Origin of the sequence: Pseudomonas yamanorum (genome assembly GCF_013386765.1) — a bacterium.
GTDB classification, from domain to species: Bacteria; Pseudomonadota; Gammaproteobacteria; order Pseudomonadales; family Pseudomonadaceae; genus Aquipseudomonas; species Aquipseudomonas yamanorum_A.
Genome location: NZ_JACARE010000003.1, coordinates 18,782 through 41,250, shown reverse-complemented (window position 1 = coordinate 41,250; position 22,469 = coordinate 18,782). Strand labels below are relative to the sequence as shown.

Below are 22,469 nucleotides of genomic sequence, written 5' to 3'. Positions count from 1 at the left end.
ACGCCAGTTTCCACTTCACCCTTGTAGACCGTCCTGCCCACCCCCATATTGGGGCGACTGACGCGTGAAGGAATCCAACTTGAGCGAACTTCTCAACCGCCGCCTGGCATTGCTCGGCAAGCACGAACACCTCTCTTTGCTCGAGCAATGCCTGCACGGCATCGAGCGCGAATGCCTGCGCGTCACCGGTGAAGGCCGACTGGCACAAACGCCGCATCCCGAGGCCCTGGGCGCTGCACTGACCCACGAACAGATCACCACCGACTATTCCGAGTCGCTGCTTGAGTTCATCACGCCGGCCCTGCCCAACCCGGCCGACACCCTGAGCAGCCTCGACAAGATCCACCGTTTTGCCTACAGCAAGCTCGGCAACGAGTACCTGTGGAGTCCATCGATGCCGTGCCCGTTGCCGGCCGAGGAAGATATTCCGATTGCCTACTACGGCACCTCCAACATCGGACAGCTCAAGTACGTATATCGCAAGGGCCTGGCCCTGCGTTACGGCAAGACCATGCAGTGCATCGCCGGGATCCACTACAACTTTTCCCTGCCGGAAGACCTCTGGCCGCTGCTCAAGGAAGCCGAAGGCTTTGTGGGCACCGACCGGGACTATCAGTCCACGGCCTATATCGCACTGATCCGTAACTTCCGCCGCTACAGCTGGCTGCTGATGTACCTGTTCGGTGCCTCGCCGGCCCTGGACGCGGGTTTCCTGCGCGGGCGCTCGCACCAGCTTGAAGTGCTGGATGCCGACACCCTGTACCTGCCGTACGCCACCAGCCTGCGCATGAGCGACCTGGGTTACCAGAGCAACGCCCAGGCCGGCCTGACGCCGTGCTACAACGATTTGGCGAGCTACACCGACAGCCTGCGCGAAGCGGTGGCAACGCCCTACGCACCGTACGTCGAAGTCGGCACCCATAAGGACGGTGAGTGGGTACAGCTCAACACCAACATCCTGCAGATCGAAAACGAGTACTACTCCAACATCCGGCCCAAGCGCGTGACCTACACCGGCGAACGGCCGATCCAGGCGCTGATGGCCCGTGGCATTCAGTACATCGAAGTGCGCTGCCTGGACATCAACCCGTTCCTGCCGATGGGTATCGACTTGCAGGAGTCGCGCTTCCTCGATGCGTTCCTGCTGTATTGCGCACTCAACGACAGCCCGCTGTTCGCCGACAACGAGTGCGGCAACGCCACCTCCAACTTCCTCAGCGTGGTCAAGGAAGGTCGCCGTCCGGGCCTGCAATTGCATCGCCGTGGCGAATCGGTGGACATGAAGGAATGGGCGGCCGAGCTGCTGGAGCAGATTGCTCCGCTGGCAGCCTTGCTGGACCAGAGCCAGGGCATCACTGAGCACAGCCAGGCGCTGGACGCCCAGCTGGCGAAGGTCAAGGACTCGTCCCTGACCCCGTCGGCCCAGGTGTTGGCGGCGATGAGCGAACGTAAAGAGAGCTTTGCGCAGTTTTCGCTGCATCAGAGCCAGGTGCACGCCGAGCATTTCCGCAGCGAGCCGTTGAAGGCTGAGGAACAGGCACGCTTTGAGGAACTGGCGCGTAATTCGCTGGCGCAGCAGGCGGAGCTGGAGCAGAACGAAGTGGGCGACTTTGACGTGTTTGTCGGGTCGTACCAGGCGAGCATTCTGGCGATCAGTAACTAAAGGCCTTACGCAAAACCCTGTGGGAGCCGGGCTTGCCCGCGATGCAGGCGCCTCGGTACTTCAGTAGTACCGAGTCGATGCCATCGCAGGCAAGCCAGCTCCCACATTTGACCTCTGCAGACCCAAGCTTCAGGTTCACTTCTCCTCATAAGCTAATTCGAAAATGTTATTTATTTTCGGATTCTTAGATCATTTAGTCTTCTCACACGCCGACCTCCGGCCGCCTGATGAGGACTCTCCCCTTGAAACTGCACTTCCCCCTTCGCCTCCTGGCGGCCTTGTCCCTGGCCGGTGCCAGCCTGTTTGCCCAGGCCGCCGACGTGACCATCGCTTACCAGACCACCGTGGACCCGGCGAAAGTCGCCCAGGCCGACGGCGCGTACGAAAAAGCCACCAACGCCAAGATCGACTGGCGCAAATTCGACAACGGTGCCGACATCATCGCCGCCATCGCTTCCGGCGACGTGCAGATCGGCTACCTCGGTTCCAGCCCGCTGACCGCTGCGGTAACCCGCAAGGTGCCGGTGGAAACCTTCCTGATCGCGACCCAGATCGGCGGTGCCGAAGCCCTGGTGGCCCGCAACGGTTCCGGGATCAACAGCCCGCAGGACCTGATCGGCAAGAAAGTCGCCGTGCCGTTTGTTTCCACCGGCCACTACAGCCTGCTGGCCGCGCTGAAACACTGGAACATCGACCCTTCGAAAGTGACCATCCTCAACCTCGCCCCGCCGGCCATCATCGCCGCCTGGAAGCGCGGTGATATCGACGCCACCTACGTGTGGGACCCGGCCCTGGGCGTGGCCAAGGAAAACGGCAAGGTGCTGATCACCTCCGGCGAACTGGCCAAGTTTGGCGCGCCGACCTTCGATGCCTGGATCGTGCGTAAGGATTTCGCCGAGAAGCACCCGGAAATCGTCACGGCTTTTGCCAAAGTCACCCTGGATGCCTACGCCGCTTACCGCAAAGACCCACAAGCCTGGCTGGCTGACAAAGGCAACGTCGACAAACTGGTGAAGCTCTCCGGGGCCAAGGCCAGCGACATTCCACTGCTGCTGCAAGGCAACGTGTACCCGCTGGCGGCTGACCAGGTGACCCTGCTCGGCGCACCGACCACCAAGGCCGTCACCGACACCGCCGCGTTCCTCAAGGAACAAGGCAAGGTCGACGCCGTACTGCCGGACTACGCCCCGTACGTCAGCCCGAAGTTCATCACTAACTGATACCAGGAGTTAACCGCGATGGCCTTGCTACAACTGGAGCGCATCAGCGCACAGTACCCAGGCAGCCCGGAGCCAGTACTGGCAGATATTTCCCTGAGCCTTGGGCCCCAGCAATTGCTGGTGGCCCTCGGCCCTTCCGGCAGTGGCAAGACTTCGCTGTTAAACCTGATTGCCGGTTTTGTCGAACCCAGCGCCGGGCGCATCACCCTTGACGGTGTGCCGGTGAAAGGCCCCAGCGCCGAACGCGGCGTGGTGTTCCAGGACGACGCCCTGCTGCCCTGGCAGGACGTGCTGGCCAACGTCGGCTTCGGCCTGGAACTGGCCGGCGTGTCCAAGGCCCAGCGGGAAATCCGCGCCCGGGAAATGCTCGCCCTGGTGGACCTCGCCGGTTTCGACAGTCGCCGCATCTGGCAACTTTCCGGCGGCCAGAAGCAACGCGTCGGCCTGGCCCGTGCGTTGGCTGCCGACCCACGCGTACTGCTGATGGACGAACCCTTCGGCGCCCTCGATGCCTTCACCCGCGAACAGATGCAGGAGCTGTTGCTGCAAGTCTGGCGACGCACGGCAAAACCCGTCTTCCTGATTACCCACGACATCGAAGAAGCGGTGTTCCTCGCCACGGACCTGATTCTGCTGGCACCCAACCCCGGGCAGATCGTCGAGCGCCTGAGCCTGGACTTCGGCCAGCGCTACGCTGCGGGCGAATCGGCACGGGCGATCAAGTCCGACCCGCGCTTTATCGAAACCCGCGAACACGTGCTGGGCAAGGTGTTCTCCCAACGGCAGGTGTCCGCATGAGCAGTTACGAATTACCGGCCACGGCCGCCAAGCCGGCGACCAAACCCGTCACGCCCGTACGCCGCAGCCTGAGCACCCGCTGGATCAGCGTGCTGACCCTGGTGACGCTGGTTGCCATCTGGTGGGCCGTGACCGCCAGCGGGCTGATCGAGCCGCTGTTCCTGCCACCGCCTTCGGCCGTGCTGCAAAAAGGCTGGCTGCTGGCGACCACCGGCTACATGGACTCCACCCTGTGGCAGCACCTGGGCGCGAGCCTCCAGCGTATCGGCCTGGGCCTCGGTTTTGCCGTGCTGACCGCCGTGCCGGTGGGCATTGCCATCGGCTCCAATCGCATCGCCCGGGGAATCCTGGACCCGCTGATCGAGTTCTACCGGCCGATTCCACCCCTGGCTTACCTGCCGCTGATCGTGATCTGGTGCGGCATCGGCGAGCTGTCCAAGGTGCTGCTGATCTACCTGGCGATTTTTGCGCCGATCGCCATCGCGACCGCCACCGGCGTACGCACTGTCGACCCGGCCAAGTTGCGCGCTGCGCAGTCGTTGGGCGCAACACGGGCACAGCTGATTCGCCACGTGATCCTGCCGAGCGCCCTGCCCGACATCCTCACCGGCGTGCGGATTGGCCTGGGTGTCGGCTGGTCGACACTGGTGGCCGCCGAGCTGATCGCCGCCACCAGCGGCCTGGGCTTCATGGTGCAGTCCGCGGCGCAGTTCCTGGTCACCGATGTGGTGGTGCTGGGGATTCTGGTGATCGCACTGATCGCCTTCGCCATGGAAATGGGCTTGCGTGCCCTGCAGCGCAAACTGGTGCCTTGGCATGGCCAGGCACACTAAGCACATATTCGACGAGAACCCCATGAGCAGCCTGACCGTAACGCCTCTCAGCACCGCCCTTGGCGCCCAGATCAGTGGCGTCGACATTACCCAACCGCTGACCATCGAACACCGCGACGCCATCGAACAGGCGCTGCTCAAGCATTCGGTGCTGTTCTTCCGCAACCAGCCAATCAACCCGCAGCAACAGGCGCGGTTCGCGGCACATTTCGGCGACCTGCACATTCACCCGATCTACCCCAACGTGCCGGAACAGCCTGAAGTGCTGATCCTCGACACCGCCGTGACCGACGTGCGCGACAACGCCATCTGGCACACCGACGTGACCTTCCTGCCAACGCCAGCCCTCGGCGCGGTACTCAGCGCCAAGCTGTTGCCGGAGTTTGGCGGCGATACGTTGTGGGCCAGCGGGATTGCCGCGTATGAGGCGTTGTCGGAGCCGTTCAAGAAACTGCTGGACGGTTTGACGGCAACCCATGACTTCACCCGATCCTTCCCGCTGGAGCGTTACGGCAACACGCCGGAAGACCTGGCGCGCTGGGAAGAAGCCCGGCGCAAGAACCCGCCGCTGTCTCATCCGGTGATTCGTACGCACCCGGTGAGCAGGCGCAAATCGCTGTTCGTCAGTGAGGGGTTCACCAGCAAGATCAACGAACTGGAGCCGGCGGAAAGTGAAGCGGTGTTGAAGCTGCTGTTTGCCCACGCCACCCGGCCGGAGTTCACCATTCGCTGGCGCTGGCAGGAAAATGACATAGCGTTTTGGGATAACCGCGTGACCCAGCATTACGCGGTGGATGATTACCGGCCGCAGCGGCGGGTGATGCACAGGGCGACGATTTTGGGGGATGTACCGTTCTAGAAAGAACGCTACAGATCTAATGTGGGAGCGGGCTTGCCCGCGATAGCGGTGGGTCAGCGACATATTCATCGACTGATACTCCGCCATCGCGGGCAAGCCCGGCTCCCACAGGTGACCGGGGTTGATTCAGAAACCGCTTACTCAGCCGTAGACGGCTTCTCCCACAAGTTGATCCCGCCTTCCTGGGCAAACCGATCAATCTCCGCCAGCTCCTGCGCGCTGAAGCTCAGGTTCTGCAACGCGCCGACGTTTTCAATGATCTGCTCCGGCCGGCTCGCACCGATCAGGGCGCTGGTGACCCGTGGATCACGCAACGTCCACGCCAACGCCATCTGCGCCAGGCTCTGGCCACGGCGCTTGGCGATTTCGTTCAACGCACGCGCGTGAGCAATGTTGGCCTCGGACAAGTGCTTGGCCTGCAACGAACCACCACCCGGACGATTCACCCGTGCATCCGCCGGTACGCCGTTGAGGTATTTGTCGGTCAGCAGGCCCTGGGCCAATGGCGTGAACGCAATCACCCCGGCGCCGAGTTCTTCGGTGACGTCCAGCAGGTCTTTTTCCACCCAGCGATTGAGCAGGTTGTAGGCCGGCTGGTGGATCAGCAGCGGGACTTTCCACTCTTGCAGCAGCGCTGCGATCTCGCGGGTTTTTACGCCGGAATAGGACGAGATCCCGATGTACAACGCCTTGCCCTGTTGCACGGCGGTAGCCAGTGCGCTGGCGGTTTCTTCCAGTGGGGTGTCGGCATCAAAACGGTGGGAGTAGAAGATGTCCACGTAGTCGACGCCCAGGCGTTGCAGGCTCTGGTCGAGGCTCGCCAGGACGTACTTGCGCGAACCGCCGCCCTGGCCATATGGGCCCGGCCACATGTCCCAGCCGGCCTTGCTGGAGATGATCAGTTCATCGCGGTAGTGCTTGAAGTCTTCGCGCAGCAAACGGCCAAAGTTGATCTCGGCGCTGCCGTACGGAGGGCCATAGTTGTTGGCCAGGTCGAAATGGTTGATCCCCAGGTCGAACGCGGTGCGCAGCAAGGCGCGCTGGGTGTCGATGGGGGTGCTGTCGCCAAAGTTGTGCCACAGCCCCAGGGACAGTGCCGGCAGCACCAGTCCGCTGCGACCTACGCGGCGATAAGGAATAGATTCATAGCGGTTTTCGGCAGCAATGTAAGTCATCGAATCCTCTCTGGTCTTATGAGCAAATAAGGCCTGGGAATAACGATATTCCCAAGCCTTTTAAGCAGCTGAATCGCTTAAGTGTGCTTGCTCTTTGTACAGCAATTTCCTACCAGAGTGGAACGACGTAGCTCACATAGAAGCGGTTTTCATCTTGCACGGTGGCACCGGTGATATCCGGGCTGGCGTGGGCATTTCGCCAGGTTACGCCGAGGCCTTTGAGGGTACCGGTAGGCACCTGGTAAGCCACGGTGACGTTACGTTCCCATTCGCTGGTAGTGCCTTGGGTGGTGCGGATGTCATCACCGTGGGCGTAGGACGTGGCGAAGGTCAGGCCGTTGAGGCCGAGTTTGCCGAAGTCATATTTGTACTGGGCCAGCCAGGTGCGTTCGCCGGCGTGCTGGAACTTGTTCAGTTGCATGTTGGTGAGTGCCGGGGTGTCGGCGCCCGAACCCGGGCCCTGGTTGCTGGCACCGCTGTTCAGGCCGGAATCCAGGTACGGGAAGTCGCTGTCGCCGCTGTTTTTCTGGATGCCCAGGCCGACGGTATGGCCGTCCAGGCTGTAGCTTTCCAACAGGCTGACGGTGGACTGGTTGATGCGACCCTTGGAGGTGCCGTCGCCGTAGAGGCCGGCGGCGGAATAGTCTTTGTCGCCGGCGGCGTTTTCACCCACACCCAGGCTGCGGTACAGGCGCACGTCGGTGTCGATCGCGCCCACAGGCAAGGCGTCATGGCGCTTGGCACCGAGGAAGAACTGCTGGTAGTAATCCTCGAGGTTCGAGTACCACAGGCTGATGGTGGTGTCCGGCAAGCCTTTGTAGTCCGCGCCGCCGTAGAGGAAGCGATCGCTCTCTTTGGTGCCGCCGGCGGTGATCATGCCCTGGTCGCCGGTTTCGTTGCGGATCTTGGTCTTGAGGATGTCACCGGCGGTGAAGGTGAAGTCGGTCAAGTCTTTGGAAACCAACTGCACGCCGGTGTTGGTCTGCTGGTACAGGCGGCCGTCGGTGTTGGCCAGTACCGGGTTGTTGCCGTAGAGCGTACCGACGCGCAATTCATCCTGGGCGAAGCGCATCTTGAAGGTCGGGCTGAGCACGCCGAACTGGTCGGCGGACTTGCCGTTATCCAGCGGGAACATGCTGCCGGGGTAGCGGCCCTGGTGATCCTTGTCGTTGAGGTCGCCACCGGAGTCCAGTTTCAAGCCGTAGAACGCCTGCAGGTCCAGACCAAAACCGACCGGGCCTTCGGTGTAGCCAGACTTGAAGTTGAATTCGAAACCCTGGCCCCAGTCACGGATGCTGTGGGCCTTGTTATTGCTGTTCACCACATCGCGCCCCTGCTGGTTGAGGTAGCGGTTCAGCAGGGTCACGTCGGCGTGGCTGTCATCGATAAAATCGGCGTGGGCGGACAGCATAAAGCTCGCCATGGCGGCACCCACCATGGGGCTTAATAACGTCTTCATTGGTACCGGTCTCCGTCACTGTTCTGAAATGAAAGCGTCAAACGCTTCACACAATTAGGCGATGGCCATGTGACAGTTCGGAGTCAAAACACCCTTTACCCGGATGAAATTAAATTTAAGAAACCCAGCAAGTACGCGGGTTAGCGGGCAGTGGCGAAGATTTCGGCGAGCCAATCGACGAACACTCGCACCCTCGGCGACATGTGTCGGTTTTGCGGGTAGAGCACCGAAACCGGCATGGGCGGCGGCGGGGTATCGGTGAGGATTTCCTGCATCACGCCCTGGTTAATCAACTCGGCCATGCGGTAGTGCGGGCACTGGATAATGCCCAGTCCGGCCACCGCGCTGGCGGAGTAAATCTCTGCACCAAACACCGACAAGGCACCCTCGATCGTGACTTCCCGCACTTGGCCGTCGACCATGAATTCGAACGGAAACAGCTTGGCGGTGGTGCGCGAAACGTAGTTCACCGCGCGGTGCTCGCCAAGGTCGGCGAGGCTTTTTGGCTCGCCGTATTTGCGCAGGTACGCCGGGCTCGCGCAGGTCACCTGGCGCAGCGTCGCAACACGTCTGCCGATCAACGCCGAATCTCCCAGAGTGCCCGCCCGCAGCACGCAATCCACGCCTTCGGCGATCAGGTCGACGAAGCGGTCGGCCTCGCTGATGGACAGTTCGATTTCCGGGTAGCGCGCCATGAATTGCGGGAGTGCCGGGATCACGAAGTACTTGGCCAGGGTGCCATGCAAATCCACTCGCAGACGGCCCTTGGGCGCCACTGAACGGAATGCCAGTTCCGCCTCTTCCAACTCCGCCAGCAGTTGCACGCAACGCAGGTAGTAGGCCTCGCCATCCAGCGTGGGGCGTACACGGCGGGTACTGCGCTCCAGCAACCGCGTGCCCAGCCACGCTTCGAACTGGTTGAGGGTGTGGGTCAGGGTGGCGCGCGGCAGGTTCAGGTCATCGGCAGCTAGAGTGAAGCTGCTGCGCTCGTAGATCCGTACGAACACTTTCATCGCTTTGACCTGGTCCATAGCGCGTCTCCATTGTTGGCGATTCTTGAACAGTCAAGGCAACTCTGGCGCATTTATCGGCCTGGGTAAACATGTGAACCTGCTTGCACACCCACTCCAAGGAACGCTCACCATGACCACTCAAGTTGCAATCATCACCGGCGCTTCCCGCGGCATCGGCGCCGTGGTTGCCAGACAACTGGCCGCCGACGGTTACGCCGTCGCCATCAACTACGCCAACAGCGCCACCGAAGCGTCGAAACTGGTAGTGGAGTTGCGCCAGGCCGGCCACCAAGCCATAGCGATCCAGGGCGACGTGGCCAGCGCCGCCGACGTCAAGCGCCTGTTCGACGAGACCGAGACCCAGTTGGGCAAGGTTGATGTGCTGATCAACAACGCCGGGATTCTCAAGGTGCTTCCGCTGGCCCAGCACAGCGATGAACTCTACAACCAGAACTTCGACATCCACACCCGTGGCACCTTCAACGCCCTGCGTGAAGCGGCCACCCGCCTGAACGACGGCGGGCGCATCGTCAATTTTTCCAGCAGTACCGTCGGCCTCAACTTCCCGGGTTACGCGGTGTACATCGCCAGCAAGGCGGCGGTGGAATCCCTGACCCAGGTGTTCGCCAAAGAAATGCGCGGCCGGCGCATCACCGTCAACGCTGTCGCCCCGGGCCCGGTGGCTACCGAGCTGTTCCTGCATGGCAAAAGCGAAGAGCAGATCCAGGGCCTGGCGAAGATGGCGCCACTGGAGCGTCTTGGCCAACCGGAAGATATCGCGCGTGTGGTGTCGTTCCTGGTGAGCCCGGCCGGTGGTTGGGTGAATGGGCAAATCCTGCGGGCCAATGGGGGTTTGGTCTGAAAACCACACAACCACTCACTCTACGACGCACTAATATTGTGGCGAGGGAGCTTGCTCCCGCTGGAGTGCGTAGCGCTCCCAGGATTTTGGGGCCGCTTCGCAGCCCAGCGGGAGCAAGCTCCCTCGCCACAGGGTTGGTGTTCATATCAGGAGACTTCAGCCATGCACACCGCTCTCGTCATCACCTGCGGCCTGATCCTGCTCGCGTTGATGCTGTTTGTCGGCCAGAAGCTGGGCGTCAGCCGGCACATTCTGGCCTACAGCTTTGTCGGGATCTGGCTGGTGGTGTCGGTGGTGAACGGCGCGGTAGGCGTGGTCACTGCCGGCCAGCCCCTGGTCTCGGAGCTGGTGATCGGCAGTGGGGTGTTCGGTGCGCCGTTGGTGGCACTGGCCCTGTATATCAGGGCCTGAGCCTCAGCGAACCAGGTGCAGGAACTGCAGGTGCCGTTCGTACTGGTCAAGGATGTCGTTGATGATCTGCTCCTTGGTGTAGCCCACCAGGTCGTAGTCCTGACTGCCCTCGCTCAGGTGCACTTCCGCGCGGTAGTAACGACGGTTGTTGAGCTGCTTGGAACCCATCCCGCCCCGTGCGAATGACGGCGTGAAATAGCCGCGCATCTGCACCTGATACACGAACGGATGCTCCTCGCCGTGGCCGATTTCCAGGCTGACGCTGTCGTTGGACGGGTCGGGCTGGGTAACCACGTTCAGGCCTTTTTCGACAAACACCGCCGTCACTTCTTCAATGGCCGGACGCACCGTGGTCTCGAGGAAACGGTACACCTCATCCCGTGACGGGAAATGCACCGCCTGGCTCAAACGCTGGCGCCAACCGCCCGTACCTTTGCGCGACCCCGACACCGGTGCCAGGGAGTGCAGCTGCGCAATCTGCTTCTGCGACTCAAGGTAGAACGCCTTGTGCAGCCCCCACATCATCAGCAGCAAAATCATCGAGAACGGCAGCGAGGTCAGCACCACGGCCGACTTGAGGGAGTCGATGCTGCCGGCGAACAGCAGCGCGCTGGTCACCAACGCGGTCATCGCGCCCCAGAACACTCGCAGCCACTTCGGCCCGTCTTCATCGGCATTGCCGCCTTTGGCCGACAGGGTCGAGAGCACCACGGTGCCGGAGTCGGCGGAGGTGACGAAGAACACGAAGCTGATAAACACCGTGACCGCGATGACCGTCTTGCTCCATGGGTAGGTTTCCAACAGCAGGTAGAGGCTCATCGACGGGTTATCAATCGCCGACTGACCGAGGGCGGCCATGCCGTGGTTGAGCACCTGGTCGATGGCGCTGTTGCCGAAGATCGACATCCACGCCAGGGTGAAACCCAACGGGATCAACAGCACGCCGAACACGAATTCACGGATGGTACGGCCGCGGGAAATTCGCGCGATAAACAGGCCCACGAACGGCGACCATGCGATCCACCAGGCCCAATAGAACACCGTCCAACCGCCCAGCCAGTCGCTGGGTTTGTCGTAGGCGTAGAGGTCGAAACTCTTGGTGGGCAAGGCGCCGAGGTAGTCGCCGATGTTCTGGATCAGGGTGTTGAGCAAGTGCTGGGTGGGCCCGGCGAACAACACGAACAGCAGCAGCGCACAGGCCAGCAGCATGTTGATGTCGGACATCACGCGCACGCCCTTGTCGACGCCGGAGACGGCCACCAGGATCGCCGCGCCCATCATCAAGGTGATGAGGCCGACCTGGATCCACTGGGTGTGGGCCACGCCGAACAGGTAGTCCAGCCCGGAGTTGAGGTGCAACACGCCAAAGCCCATGTCGGCGCCGAGGCCGAACACCGTGGCGATGATGCCGAAGCCATCCACCGCGTAGCCGATGGGGCCGTTGATGCGCTTGCCGATCAGCGGGTACAGCGCCGAGCGCAACGCCAGCGGCAGGTTATGCCGGTAGGCGAAGTACGCCAGGGCCATGCCGACAAAGGCGAACACGCCCCAGCCATGCAGGCCCCAGTGCAGAAACAGGATCTGCATGGCCTGGCGCGCGGCGTCACCGTTCAAGGCTTCGCCCTGGGGCGGTTGCACCAGGTGAGTCAGCGGTTCGGACACGCAGAAGAAAAACAGCGTGATGCTGATGCCGGCGGCGAACAACATGCCGGCCCAGGACAGGTAACTGAATTCGGGCTCGTCGTGGTCGGCACCGAGTTTGATCTTGCCGTAGCCCGATAACGCGGTGACCACCACGAAGACCAGATACAGGGTCATCGCCAGCATGTAGTACCAGCCGACCGTATTGGCCGCCCAGTTTTGTGCGGCCAGCAGCCAGGCGCCGGCTTGTTCGGGAATCGCGATGACGGTCAGGCCGAACAGCAGGATGAAGCTCGCGGCGAAGTAAAACACCGGCGGGTTCATGCGGACCAGACCGCTGGAAGGTAGGGACGATGCACTCATGTAGGGTGCACCTCAAGGGTGTGGGATGTGGCTGTGAAAAACGGACTCAGCAAAGGTAAGCCTCCTGTTGTGAGCGGGCAGCGAACCACCGATTTAACTTGAACGAACAGTCAAGTTAAACATGGATAGGGGTTTGAGGACTAATCGCAGGGCCGAGTGGTAGGTGTTTCCTACACTAGCTCAAGGATTGGTATGACGCGTGGGGATGGGGAAACGTTCAGTGATTGCTGAGCGAAAAAGCGGCCAGAACTGGAATACGGTCTCCTGTGGGAGCTGGCTTGCCTGCGATGGCGATGGGTCAGCCATACATCTGTCGCTGATACACCGCTATCGCAGGCAAGCCAGCTCCCACATTTGATCTGTGTGATCGTTAGAGAGAGCAGTGTTTTACTTCTGCGTGCCGTCGTCGTGCTGCAGGTTCGCCTGGGTCAGGTTCGCCCCCGCCGGCACGCTGCGCGTCAGCCACACGTTGCCGCCAATGGTCGAACCCTTGCCGATCGTGATCCGCCCCAGAATCGTCGCCCCGGCGTAGATCACCACGTCATCCTCAACAATCGGATGCCGCGGATGGCCCTTCTGCAACTGCCCATCCTCATCCGCCGGGAAGCGCTTGGCGCCCAAGGTCACGGCCTGATAAATGCGCACTCGCTCGCCGATGATCGCGGTCTCGCCAATCACCACACCCGTCCCGTGGTCGATAAAGAAGCTCGGGCCGATCTGCGCGCCCGGGTGAATATCAATCCCGGTCGCCGAATGCGCGATTTCCGCACTGATGCGCGCCAGCAACGGCAAGCCCGCACGGTACAGGTGGTGAGCCAGCCGATGGTGAATCACCGCCAGGATGCCCGGGTAGCACAACAGCACTTCATCCACGCTGCGGGCCGCCGGGTCGCCGTGGTAGGCGGCGAGCACGTCGGTGTCCAGCAGGCTGCGCAAGGCGGGCAAGGCCAGGGCGAAATCCTGGATCAGGTGGATGGCATGGGCGTCCACCTCACTGTCATCCTGGCCGCCTTGCCGCGCGGCGTAACGCAGCTCGAGCCGCGCCTGGGCGAGCAATGCATTGAGCGCCACATCCAGAGTGTGGCCGACGTAGAAATCTTCACTTTCTTCACGCAGGTCCACCGGCCCCAAACGCATGGGGAACAGCGCACCGCACAATGCCTCCAGAATCTGCGCCACGGCTTCCCGTGACGGCAGCTCGCGCCCGCCCTGCTCGCCGCTGACCCGACCATTGCGGGTGCGCCACTGGTCCCGGGCGCTGCGCAGCTGGCTGACGATGGTCTGTAATTGCCAATGACTGGAACGCTCACTCACGGTCTTCACTCCTGACGAAATGCCCATCACTTTACGGCAAGGAACCTGAGCGTCCTTAAGAACCAATAGTGCAATGCTAATAACCGGTGTGCATAAGCGATTGCCGGTTGCCCACTGAAAAGTGCCTGCCTATAGTCGGTGCATCTCTGACCACCCGTGCGTAGCCATGATCAAACAACAGCTCGACCGCTTTAACCGTCTGGAACTGCTGGGCGGCGCCACCGCCCTGGAAAAACTCGAACGGCTGTCGGCCTGGCTGGGGCGTGACGTGTACGTCAAACGCGATGACACCACACCGCTGGCGATGGGCGGCAACAAGCTGCGCAAACTCGAATACCTCGCCGCCGATGCCCTCGCCCAGGGCGCCGATACCCTGGTCACCGCCGGCGCGATCCAGTCCAACCATGTGCGCCAGACCGCCGCACTGGCCGCCAAGCTGGGCCTGGGCTGCGTCGCCCTGCTGGAAAACCCCACGGGCACCGAAGACCCCAACTACCTGGGCAACGGCAACCGTCTGTTGCTGGACCTGTTCGACGCCAAAGTCGAGCTGGTGGAGAACCTGGACGACGTCGACGCCCAACTCAACGCCCTCGCCGACCGCCTGCGCAGCAACGGCAAGAAGCCGTACCTGGTACCCATCGGCGGCTCCAACGCACTGGGCGCCCTGGGTTATGTACGCGCCGGCCTGGAGCTGGCCGGGCAGATTGAAGACAGCGGTATCCAGTTCGCCGCCGTGGTCCTGGCCTCGGGCAGCGCGGGCACACACAGCGGCCTGGCATTGGCGCTGAGCGAAGTGCTGCCGGACCTGCCGGTGATCGGCGTCACCGTGTCCCGCACTGATGAAGCCCAGCGTCCCAAAGTACAAGGCCTGGCCGAGCGCACCGCTGAACTGTTGGGCATAAACATACCGGATGCCTTCAAGGTGATTTTGTGGGACGAGTACTTCGGCCCGCGTTATGGCGAACCGAATGCCGGCACCCTGGCGGCAATCAAGCTGATGGCCAGCCAGGAAGGCCTGCTGCTGGACCCGGTCTACACTGGCAAGGCCATGGCCGGCTTGCTGGATGGCATTGGTCGCCAGCGCTTTGAAGAGGGGCCGATCATCTTCCTGCATACCGGTGGGGCACCAGCGTTGTTTGCTTACAACTCGGCGTTCTGACTGACTGAATGCAATTCCTGTAGGAGCCGGCTTGCCGGCGATTCGGGCTTGAGGTTGCGGCAAGGCAAGAGGCCCCATCGCCGGCAAGCCAGCTCCTGCATTGAATCGCCTTATATTCCAAATAGAAATAACAAAGTTAATTTATATTATTTTCAAGTCTTAAAAGCGCTGTTTATAGTCACGCCGTAGGCGAAGTTACTGGCGATCCCCGCGACTCGGTGAATCTTAAACACCGAGTTGATGCATTCGCGAGCAAGCCCGCTCCCACACACCGCGCTTTTAAGGCAGGATACGACTACCGCGTCACCTGCATCGCTCAACATAAAAAACACAGGGGCTCTTCATGACTATTTCCGTATTCCGTCGCACGTTACTGGTTGGTACGTTGGGGTTGGCGCTTGGCGCCGGGTGGCTCGGCCAGGCGGTTGCCGGCGAGCAGCTGGACAACATCAAGAAAGCCGGCGAAATCAAGATTGGCCTGGAAGGCACCTACCCGCCGTTCAGCTTCGTCGATGAAAGCGGCAAGCTCAGCGGTTTCGAGGTCGAGTTGTCTGAAGCGCTGGCCAAGAAGCTGGGCGTCAAGGTCAAGCTGCAAGCCACGCCGTGGGATGGCATCCTCGCGGCCCTGGAATCCAAGCGCCTGGACGCAGTTGTCAACCAGGTGACCATCTCCGATGCGCGCAAAGAGAAATATGATTTCTCCAAGCCGTACACCGTCTCCGGGATCCAGGCGCTGACCCTGGCGAAAAACGTCGACACCATCAAGACCGCCGACGACCTGGCCGGCAAGAAAATCGGTGTGGGCCTGGGCACCAACTACGAACAATGGCTCAAGGACAACCAACCCAAAGCCATCGTCAAAACCTACAACGATGACCCAACCAAGTTCCAGGACCTGCGCATCGGCCGTGTCGACGCCATCCTGATCGACCGCCTGGCCGCACTGGAATACGCCAAAAAAGCCAAGGACACCGCCGCTGCAGGCGCTGCGTTCTCCCGCCAGGAAGCCGGCATTGCCCTGCGCAAAGGCGAGCCTGAACTGCTGGCCGCCGTGAACAAGGCCCTCGACGAACTGCGCGCCGACGGCACCTTGAAGAAGCTGTCCGAGAAGTACTTCAACGCTGACGTCACTCAATAATGGAAGCAGGTTTCCAACTCGCGCTGGACTCCGCGCCCTTTCTGCTCAAGGGCGCGTATTTCACGGTAATCCTTAGCCTGGGCGGGATGTTTTTCGGCTTGCTGCTGGGCTTCGGCCTGGCCTTGATGCGCCTCTCGCGCTTCAAGTTGTTGAGCTGGATCGCCCGGGTCTATGTGTCGTTCTTTCGCGGCACGCCCTTGCTGGTACAGCTGTTTTTGATCTACTACGGCTTGCCGCAAGTGGGCATCGAGCTGGATCCGATCCCGGCCGCCATGATCGGCTTCTCGCTGAACATGGCCGCCTATGCCTGTGAAATCCTGCGTGCCGCCATCGGTTCCATCGAGCGCGGCCAGTGGGAAGCTGCGGCCAGTATCGGCATGACCCGTGCGCAGACCCTGCGCCGGGCCATCCTGCCGCAGGCCATGCGCACGGCCTTGCCGCCGTTGGGCAACAGCTTTATTTCCCTGGTCAAGGACACCGCGCTGGCAGCCACCATCCAGGTGCCGGAGCTGTTCCGCCAGGCGCAATTGGTGTCGGCCCGTACCTTCGAAATTTTCACCATGTATCTGTCCGCCGCCTTGATCTACTGGATTCTTGCCAGCGTTCTGGCGCACGTGCAAAACCGCCTGGAAGCACGAGTCAACCGGCATGACCTGGAGTCTTGAAGCATGATCGTGGTTGAAAAACTGACCAAACAATTCAAGGGTCAGGTGGTGCTTAACGGGATCGACCTTGAGGTCAAGGAAGGCGAAGTCGTCGCCATCATCGGCCCCAGCGGTTCCGGCAAGACCACCTTCCTGCGCTGCCTGAATTTCCTCGAAGAACCCACCAGTGGCCGGATCAAGGTCGGTGACATCGAGATCGACAGCAGCCGCCCGCTCAACCAACAGCAAAGCCTGGTGCGGCGCCTGCGCCAGCACGTGGGTTTTGTGTTCCAGAACTTCAACCTGTTCCCCCACCGCACCGCCCTGGAGAACGTCATCGAAGGCCCGATCGTGGTCAAGAAGATGCCCCGGGCCGCCGCGGATGCCCTCGGCCGCAAGCTGTTGGCCAGGGTTGGCCTGGCGGGCAAGGAAGACGCCTACCCACGGCGCCTGTCCGGTGGGCAGCAGCAACGGGTCGCGATTGCCCGGGCACTGGCGATGGAGCCGGAGGTGATCCTGTTCGATGAACCCACCTCGGCCCTGGACCCGGAGTTGGTGGGTGAAGTGCTGGCGACCATTCGTAGCCTCGCTGAAGAAAACCGCACCATGGTCATCGTGACCCACGAAATGAGTTTCGCCCGGGATGTAGCCAACCGGGTGATCTTCTTCGACAAGGGCGTCATCGTTGAACAAGGCGAAGCCAAGGCACTGTTTGCCAACCCGAAAGAAGAACGTACCCGGCAGTTTCTCAGCAAGTTCATCAACAACTAACTTGCGCCGACCTGGTGTAAGAAACTTCGCTTTATAGAGTTGCCGAAAGGCAACTCACCTCTTTAGCGTTTTTTGGGAAAAGCCCTTTATTCATTGGGTAAAAGTCACCTCGAAACCGCCAGTTCAAGCGCCTCTCCAGTAAGACCCTTCTGAATATTCCATAGCGCCCTATTTGCCCCGCCCAGCCTCTTGACGCCAACTAACCAAGCCTCTTATCTAACGCCAAGATAATTGGATCCATTCTGGTTTTTCATTAAATCGTTCCTTTCGGACTACGCCGCCTGCCCGCGCCAAATGTCCGGAACGATTGCTGCTGGCTGCATCAAGGAGATTATTTATGAAGCGTATTTCCACCCACGCGCTGCTCACCGCCCCGACCTTGCCCCAGGCCAATCGTGAAGGCATCAACGCTCTTGCCGCGACCCACCTGCAGGTCGATATCGCGCCTTACTGCGGCATGGACGAGGGCGACCTGATCGAGTTGTTCTGGAACAACTGCTTTGCCGCCTCCCGGCGCATCACCGCCGGCAAAATCGGCATGCCCACCCGCCTGCGGGTGCCGGAAAGCTTTGTGCAAAATGGCCCGGCGCGGATTCACTACCGGGTCATGCAAATCGGCCACGGCCCGGCGCGGTCGGCCGTCACCCGGGTGCAGGTCAAGACCGATTACCCCGGCGGCCATCCTTCTGCGTTGAGTAACGACGAAAACCAGAACCTGGCCGCCGTCGGCCTGCCCGAGACCATCCGCCGCCACGGCGTCAACAGCAGCCAGATCCGCCGCGGCGTGCCCCTGACCATCGAGCCGTACCTGAACATGGAGGCGGATGACGAGATCACCCTGCGCTGGGGCGACGTACGCCTGGACCTGCCGAAAATCCAGGCCGGCGATGTGGGCAAGGCGCTGCAGGTGTGGGTGCCGTCGGCGGTGATTGTCGAGGCCGGGGACGACCATCGTCTCGAAGTGACCTACTGCATTCTCGATCGCTTCGGCAACAATTCACGCTGGGCGCCCGCCCGCACCCTGCGCATCGCCGCGCTCCTTCCCCAAGCCCCGACCAGCCCCGCCAGGGCCCCGCTGGTCTATCAGCCACGTCGCCCCGGCTCGCCTTGTGAAGCCGGGTGACAGACCTTCTATGCATATTCCTAAAAGTTAGTTTATTTAAAAATTTAACACGCTTAGGGTATATGCACCGGACCACCGGACATTCCTGATTTTTTTATCTTTTCAACGGATGTGAGGTAGGTATGGTCAAAATTACCCCGGTGCGTAACGCCAGGGCATTGCGTGCAGCCAAGGAGCGGCGCTGATGTCTAACTTGGCCCAAACACCCCACCAGAGTGATCTGGACGTCGCCCCGCTGTTGTTGCCCGCCAGGGTGCTGCGCAACGACGCCGAGGCCCTCAGCGCCGCCCATACACTTGCCCAGGCCGCGCGCCTGCAAGCGGCCAGGCGCGATCAGCAACGCAAACTGCCTTGGGCTGAAATCGAGCATTTCACCCGCAGCGGCTTGGGCAGCATTTCGATTCCCCGTGAGTACGGCGGCCCGCAGGTGTCCTTCGTGACCCTGGCCGAAGTGTTCGCGATCATCAGCGCGGCCGACCCGGCGCTGGGTCAAATCCCGCAGAACCATTTCGGCATCCTGCACGTGCTGCAAGGTGCGGCCAGCGAGCGCCAGAAAAAGCAGCTGTTCCAGAGCGTGCTGGACGGTTGGCGCATCGGCAACGGCGGCCCGGAACGCGGCACCAAAAACACCCTGGACCTCAAGGCACGCATCACCGCCGAAGGTGACGGCTACGTCATCAGCGGCCAGAAGTTCTACTCCACCGGTGCGCTGTTCGCCCATTGGGTGGCGGTCAAGGCGCTGAACGATGACGGCAAAGTCGTCATGGCGTTCGTACGGCGTGGCGCCGAAGGGCTGCGCATCGTTGATGACTGGTCGGGCTTTGGCCAACGCACCACGGCCAGCGGCACCGTGCTGCTGGATCAGGTGGCGGTGGACGCCGAACTGGTAGTGGACACCTGGCGCCTCGGCGAATCGCCGGGCATCCAGGGCGCGGTTTCGCAATTGATCCAGGCGGCCATCGACGCCGGCATCGCCCGTGGCGCAATCGACGACACCATCAGTTTTGTGCGTGAGCGCTCGCGGCCATGGATCGACGCCAAGGTCGAACGGGCCAGCGATGACCTGTATGTGATCGCCGATATCGGCAAGCTGAAAATCGAACTGCACGCGGCCGAAGCCCTGCTACGCAAAGCCGGGCAGGTGCTGGACCAAGTGAGCGCGGTGCCGATCACCGCAGAGTCCGCGGCACGCGCCTCGATTGCCGTGGCCGAAGCCAAGGTGCTGACCACCGAGATTTCATTGCTCGCCAGCGAAAAGCTTTTCGAACTGGCCGGCAGCCGCGCCACCCTCGCCGAATTCAACCTCGACCGCCACTGGCGCAACGCCCGGGTGCACACCCTGCACGACCCGGTGCGCTGGAAGTACCACGCGGTGGGCGCCTATCGCCTGAACGGCACATTGCCGGCCCGACATTCCTGGATTTAACCGACCAGACCTCTGGAGAATACGCATGACCCTTTCTCACCACGTCGCGGTTATCACCAGCGATGAACAAGCCCTTATTGTCGCCAGCGACCTGGCTGAAGACTTCCGCCGCGACAGCGCCCTGCGCGACCGCGAACGACGCCTGCCCTTGCCTGAACTGGACGTGTTTTCCCGCTCCGGCCTGTGGGGCATCAGCGTACCCAGGGAGTTCGGCGGTGCCGGAGTTTCCAACGTCACCCTGGCCAAGGTCACGGCACTGATTGCCCAGGCGGATGCGTCCCTGGGGCAGATCCCGCAAAACCATTTTTATGCCCTCGAAGTGCTCCGTGTGAACGGCAGCCCGGCGCAGCAAAAACGCCTGTACGCCGAAGTGCTCGCCGGCCAGCGCTTCGGCAATGCCCTGGCAGAGCTGGGCACCAAGACCGCCCATGACCGCACTACCTCGATTACCCGCGAGGGTGACGGCTTGCGCATCACCGGCCGCAAGTTCTATTCCACCGGTGCGATCTACGCCCAACGTATTCCCACTTCTGTGGTGGATGAAAACGGCGTGCAGCAACTGGCTTTTGTCGCCCGAGACAGCCAGGGCCTGAGCGTGATCGACGACTGGAGCGGCTTCGGCCAGCGCACCACCGGCAGCGGTTCGGTGGTGTTCGATAACGTGTGGGTCGCGGCCCAGGACGTGATCCCGTTCCAGAGCGCCTTCGAGCGCCCGACCACCGTCGGCCCGCTGGCGCAGATCCTTCACGCCGCCATCGACACCGGGATTGCCCGCGCGGCTTATGAAGATGCCCTGCATTTTGTGCGCACCAAGACCCGGCCATGGATCGACGCCACCAGCGACAAAGCCACCGAAGATCCGCTGACCCTGAAAAGCTTCGGCCACCTGAGCATCCGCCTGCACGCCGCCGAGGCATTGCTGGAGCGCGCAGGTGAGTTCCTCGACCGCGCCCAGGCCGACAGCAATGCCGACACCGTCGCGGCCGCGTCCATCGCGGTCGCCGAAGTACGCGCCTTGAGCACTGAGATTTCACTGGCCGCCGGCAGCACCCTGTTCGAACTCGCCGGCAGCCAGGCGACCCTCGCCGAACACGGCCTGGACCGCCACTGGCGCAACGCCCGGGTGCACACCCTGCACGACCCGGTGCGCTGGAAGTATCACGCGGTGGGCAATTACTACCTCAACGAGGCGAACCCGCCACTGCGGGGGACTATCTGATGGCAAAGAAAAAGATCCTGCTCAATGCGTTCAACATGAACTGCATCGGGCATATCAACCATGGCCTGTGGACCCATCCACGGGACACCTCGACCCAATACAAAACCATCGAATACTGGACCGAGCTGGCGCAGCTGCTGGAGCGCGGGCTGTTCGACGGGCTGTTCATCGCCGACATCGTCGGGGTGTACGACGTCTACCAGAACTCGGTGGACGTGCCGCTCAAAGAGGCGATCCAGCTGCCGGTCAACGATCCGTTGCTGCTGGTCTCGGCCATGGCCGCCGTCACCAAAAACCTCGGCTTCGGCCTCACCGCCAACCTCACCTACGAAGCGCCCTATCTGTTCGCCCGACGCATGTCCACGCTCGATCACCTGAGCCGTGGCCGGGTGGGCTGGAACATCGTCACCGGCTACCTCGACAGCGCCGCCAAGGCCATGGGCCTCACCGAGCAGGTCGAACATGACCGGCGCTACGACCAGGCCGACGAATACCTGGAAGTGCTCTACAAACTCTGGGAAGGCAGCTGGGAAAACGACGCCGTGATCAACGACCCGCAGGCGCGGGTGTATGCCCAGCCGGAGAAGGTGCACAAGGTCGAGCACAAGGGCGAGTTCTATCAGGTGGAGGGTTATCACCTGTGCGAGCCGTCGCCGCAGCGCACGCCGGTGCTGTTCCAGGCGGGCAGTTCGGACCGTGGTTTGCTGTTCGCCGGGCGCCATGCCGAGTGCGTGTTCATCAGCGGGCAGAACAAGGCCGCGACCAAAATCCAGGTGGACAAGGTGCGCGCCAGCGCCGTGGAAGCCGGGCGCAACCCGCAGGACATCAAGGTGTTCATGGGGCTGAACGTGATTGTCGGCGCCACCGAAGAAGCCGCGTGGGCCAAGCACGTCGAGTACCTGAGCTACGCCAGCGCGGAAGCCGGCGTGGCGCATTTTTCGGCGTCTACGGCGATTGATTTTTCACAGTACGAAATCGACGAACCGATCCAGTACGTGAAGAGCAACGCCATTCAGTCGGCAACCAAAAACCTGCAAAACAACGACTGGACCCGGCGCAAGTTGCTGGAGCAACACGCCCTCGGCGGCCGCTATATCACCCTGGTGGGTTCGCCGGCACAGGTGGCCGACGAGCTGGAATCATGGATCAGCGAGACCGGCCTGGATGGCTTCAACCTGACGCGCATCGTGACCCCGGAAAGCTACGTCGACTTCATCGACCTGGTGGTGCCGGAACTGCAGCGCCGGGGTTCGTACAAGACCGCGTATGAGACCGGGACGCTGCGGGAAAAAGTCTTCCACAGCTCCGCGCACCTGCCCGAACAACACACCGGTTCCAGCTACCGCCACTGATCCCGAACTGTAGGAGCTGGCTTGCC

Annotated in this window: 20 protein-coding genes; 15 read left to right on the top strand and 5 right to left on the bottom strand. The window is 61.8% G+C overall.

Translation table 11 applies throughout. The features are described 5' to 3' along the window. Positions 1-79: 79 nt before the first annotated feature. From gshA to tauD, 5 genes are all read left to right on the top strand, one after another. Entirely contained in the window at positions 80-1,663 is a 1,584-nt protein-coding gene (gene gshA / locus HX875_RS00845; RefSeq protein ID WP_177040931.1) for a glutamate--cysteine ligase, read from the top strand. Positions 1,664-1,905: 242 nt separating this feature from the next. Beyond that, a complete protein-coding gene (tauA, locus tag HX875_RS00840) occupies positions 1,906-2,883 on the top strand; it encodes a taurine ABC transporter substrate-binding protein (protein ID WP_003213167.1) in 978 nt (325 codons plus the stop codon). A gap of 18 nt (positions 2,884-2,901) precedes the next feature. Then, positions 2,902-3,681: a taurine ABC transporter ATP-binding subunit gene (gene tauB, locus HX875_RS00835; RefSeq protein WP_177040929.1), complete on the top strand. Its 780-nt coding sequence runs from the start codon at positions 2,902-2,904 to the stop codon at positions 3,679-3,681. Then, positions 3,678-4,514, top strand: coding sequence for a taurine ABC transporter permease TauC (tauC, locus tag HX875_RS00830; RefSeq protein WP_177040927.1), 837 nt, complete (start codon positions 3,678-3,680; stop codon positions 4,512-4,514). The genes tauB and tauC overlap by 4 nt, the downstream gene beginning before the upstream one ends. Positions 4,515-4,536: 22 nt before the next feature. After that, on the top strand, positions 4,537-5,373 hold the full coding sequence (gene tauD, locus HX875_RS00825; RefSeq protein ID WP_177040925.1) for a taurine dioxygenase: 837 nt from the start codon (positions 4,537-4,539) through the stop codon (positions 5,371-5,373). Between the two features lie 137 nt (positions 5,374-5,510). Here the strand turns inward: tauD and mgrA are convergent, their stop codons facing one another. From mgrA to HX875_RS00810, 3 genes are all read right to left on the bottom strand, one after another. Continuing rightward, a complete protein-coding gene (gene mgrA, locus HX875_RS00820; RefSeq protein WP_003211877.1) occupies positions 5,511-6,548 on the bottom strand; it encodes an L-glyceraldehyde 3-phosphate reductase in 1,038 nt (345 codons plus the stop codon). Positions 6,549-6,657: 109 nt separating this feature from the next. Then, on the bottom strand, positions 6,658-7,986 hold the full coding sequence (locus tag HX875_RS00815) for an OprD family outer membrane porin (RefSeq protein WP_177041510.1): 1,329 nt from the start codon (positions 7,984-7,986) through the stop codon (positions 6,658-6,660). A gap of 161 nt (positions 7,987-8,147) precedes the next feature. After that, complete coding sequence (locus HX875_RS00810) at positions 8,148-9,038, bottom strand: LysR family transcriptional regulator (RefSeq protein ID WP_177040924.1); 891 nt, start codon at positions 9,036-9,038, stop codon at positions 8,148-8,150. Between the two features lie 112 nt (positions 9,039-9,150). Here HX875_RS00810 and HX875_RS00805 point away from each other — a divergent pair, with 112 nt between their 5' ends. Together HX875_RS00805 and HX875_RS00800 are read left to right on the top strand one after the other, a co-directional pair. After that, on the top strand, positions 9,151-9,882 hold the full coding sequence (locus tag HX875_RS00805) for an SDR family oxidoreductase (RefSeq protein WP_177040922.1): 732 nt from the start codon (positions 9,151-9,153) through the stop codon (positions 9,880-9,882). Positions 9,883-10,044: 162 nt separating this feature from the next. Then, positions 10,045-10,293: a hypothetical protein gene (locus HX875_RS00800; protein WP_177040920.1), complete on the top strand. Its 249-nt coding sequence runs from the start codon at positions 10,045-10,047 to the stop codon at positions 10,291-10,293. Between the two features lie 3 nt (positions 10,294-10,296). Here the strand turns inward: HX875_RS00800 and betT are convergent, their stop codons facing one another. After that, positions 10,297-12,258: a choline transporter BetT gene (betT, locus tag HX875_RS00795; protein ID WP_177041509.1), complete on the bottom strand. Its 1,962-nt coding sequence runs from the start codon at positions 12,256-12,258 to the stop codon at positions 10,297-10,299. A 426-nt stretch (positions 12,259-12,684) separates the two neighbouring features. Next, positions 12,685-13,611: a serine O-acetyltransferase EpsC gene (gene epsC / locus HX875_RS00790; protein ID WP_010168915.1), complete on the bottom strand. Its 927-nt coding sequence runs from the start codon at positions 13,609-13,611 to the stop codon at positions 12,685-12,687. A gap of 166 nt (positions 13,612-13,777) precedes the next feature. Between epsC and HX875_RS00785 the strand changes: the two genes are divergently transcribed. From HX875_RS00785 to HX875_RS00750, 8 genes are all read left to right on the top strand, one after another. Then, positions 13,778-14,770, top strand: coding sequence for a D-cysteine desulfhydrase (locus HX875_RS00785; RefSeq protein ID WP_177040918.1), 993 nt, complete (start codon positions 13,778-13,780; stop codon positions 14,768-14,770). Positions 14,771-15,113: 343 nt separating this feature from the next. Further along, entirely contained in the window at positions 15,114-15,908 is a 795-nt protein-coding gene (tcyJ, locus tag HX875_RS00780) for a cystine ABC transporter substrate-binding protein (protein ID WP_177040916.1), read from the top strand. Beyond that, positions 15,908-16,573 carry a cystine ABC transporter permease gene (gene tcyL / locus HX875_RS00775; protein WP_010168909.1) on the top strand — a complete coding sequence of 222 codons (666 nt, stop codon included), beginning with the start codon at positions 15,908-15,910 and terminating at the stop codon, positions 16,571-16,573. Before tcyJ ends, tcyL begins: the two co-directional genes overlap by 1 nt. Positions 16,574-16,576: 3 nt before the next feature. Continuing rightward, the gene (gene tcyN / locus HX875_RS00770) at positions 16,577-17,323 is read left to right on the top strand and encodes an L-cystine ABC transporter ATP-binding protein TcyN (protein WP_177040914.1); all 747 of its coding nucleotides are present in this window, start codon (positions 16,577-16,579) and stop codon (positions 17,321-17,323) included. 337 nt (positions 17,324-17,660) lie between these two features. Continuing rightward, positions 17,661-18,446 (top strand): hypothetical protein, encoded by a 786-nt coding sequence (locus HX875_RS00765; protein WP_177040913.1) that lies wholly within the window; start codon positions 17,661-17,663, stop codon positions 18,444-18,446. A gap of 184 nt (positions 18,447-18,630) precedes the next feature. Then, positions 18,631-19,872, top strand: a complete 1,242-nt coding sequence (locus tag HX875_RS00760; protein ID WP_177040911.1) for an SfnB family sulfur acquisition oxidoreductase — start codon at positions 18,631-18,633, stop codon at positions 19,870-19,872. 25 nt (positions 19,873-19,897) lie between these two features. Beyond that, entirely contained in the window at positions 19,898-21,091 is a 1,194-nt protein-coding gene (locus HX875_RS00755) for an SfnB family sulfur acquisition oxidoreductase (protein WP_177040909.1), read from the top strand. Continuing rightward, on the top strand, positions 21,091-22,443 hold the full coding sequence (locus tag HX875_RS00750; protein WP_177040907.1) for an LLM class flavin-dependent oxidoreductase: 1,353 nt from the start codon (positions 21,091-21,093) through the stop codon (positions 22,441-22,443). Before HX875_RS00755 ends, HX875_RS00750 begins: the two co-directional genes overlap by 1 nt. Positions 22,444-22,469: the final 26 nt, after the last annotated feature.

Excerpts from the sequence above, each read along its gene's own strand:
- tauB (WP_177040929.1), top strand. The coding sequence starts at position 2,902 with ATGGCCTTGCTACAACTGGAGCGCATCAGCGCACAGTACCCAGGCAGC.
- tcyJ (WP_177040916.1), top strand. The coding sequence starts at position 15,114 with ATGACTATTTCCGTATTCCGTCGCACGTTACTGGTTGGTACGTTGGGG.
- betT (WP_177041509.1), bottom strand. The coding sequence starts at position 12,258 with ATGAACCCGCCGGTGTTTTACTTCGCCGCGAGCTTCATCCTGCTGTTC.
- HX875_RS00800 (WP_177040920.1), top strand. The coding sequence starts at position 10,045 with ATGCACACCGCTCTCGTCATCACCTGCGGCCTGATCCTGCTCGCGTTG.
- HX875_RS00815 (WP_177041510.1), bottom strand. The coding sequence starts at position 7,986 with ATGGTGGGTGCCGCCATGGCGAGCTTTATGCTGTCCGCCCACGCCGAT.
- HX875_RS00755 (WP_177040909.1), top strand. The coding sequence starts at position 19,898 with ATGACCCTTTCTCACCACGTCGCGGTTATCACCAGCGATGAACAAGCC.
- HX875_RS00805 (WP_177040922.1), top strand. The coding sequence starts at position 9,151 with ATGACCACTCAAGTTGCAATCATCACCGGCGCTTCCCGCGGCATCGGC.
- HX875_RS00760 (WP_177040911.1), top strand. The coding sequence starts at position 18,631 with ATGTCTAACTTGGCCCAAACACCCCACCAGAGTGATCTGGACGTCGCC.
- HX875_RS00750 (WP_177040907.1), top strand. The coding sequence starts at position 21,091 with ATGGCAAAGAAAAAGATCCTGCTCAATGCGTTCAACATGAACTGCATC.
- HX875_RS00765 (WP_177040913.1), top strand. The coding sequence starts at position 17,661 with ATGAAGCGTATTTCCACCCACGCGCTGCTCACCGCCCCGACCTTGCCC.
- tauC (WP_177040927.1), top strand. The coding sequence starts at position 3,678 with ATGAGCAGTTACGAATTACCGGCCACGGCCGCCAAGCCGGCGACCAAA.
- tcyL (WP_010168909.1), top strand. The coding sequence starts at position 15,908 with ATGGAAGCAGGTTTCCAACTCGCGCTGGACTCCGCGCCCTTTCTGCTC.
- HX875_RS00810 (WP_177040924.1), bottom strand. The coding sequence starts at position 9,038 with ATGGACCAGGTCAAAGCGATGAAAGTGTTCGTACGGATCTACGAGCGC.
- mgrA (WP_003211877.1), bottom strand. The coding sequence starts at position 6,548 with ATGACTTACATTGCTGCCGAAAACCGCTATGAATCTATTCCTTATCGC.
- HX875_RS00785 (WP_177040918.1), top strand. The coding sequence starts at position 13,778 with ATGATCAAACAACAGCTCGACCGCTTTAACCGTCTGGAACTGCTGGGC.
- tcyN (WP_177040914.1), top strand. The coding sequence starts at position 16,577 with ATGATCGTGGTTGAAAAACTGACCAAACAATTCAAGGGTCAGGTGGTG.
- tauD (WP_177040925.1), top strand. The coding sequence starts at position 4,537 with ATGAGCAGCCTGACCGTAACGCCTCTCAGCACCGCCCTTGGCGCCCAG.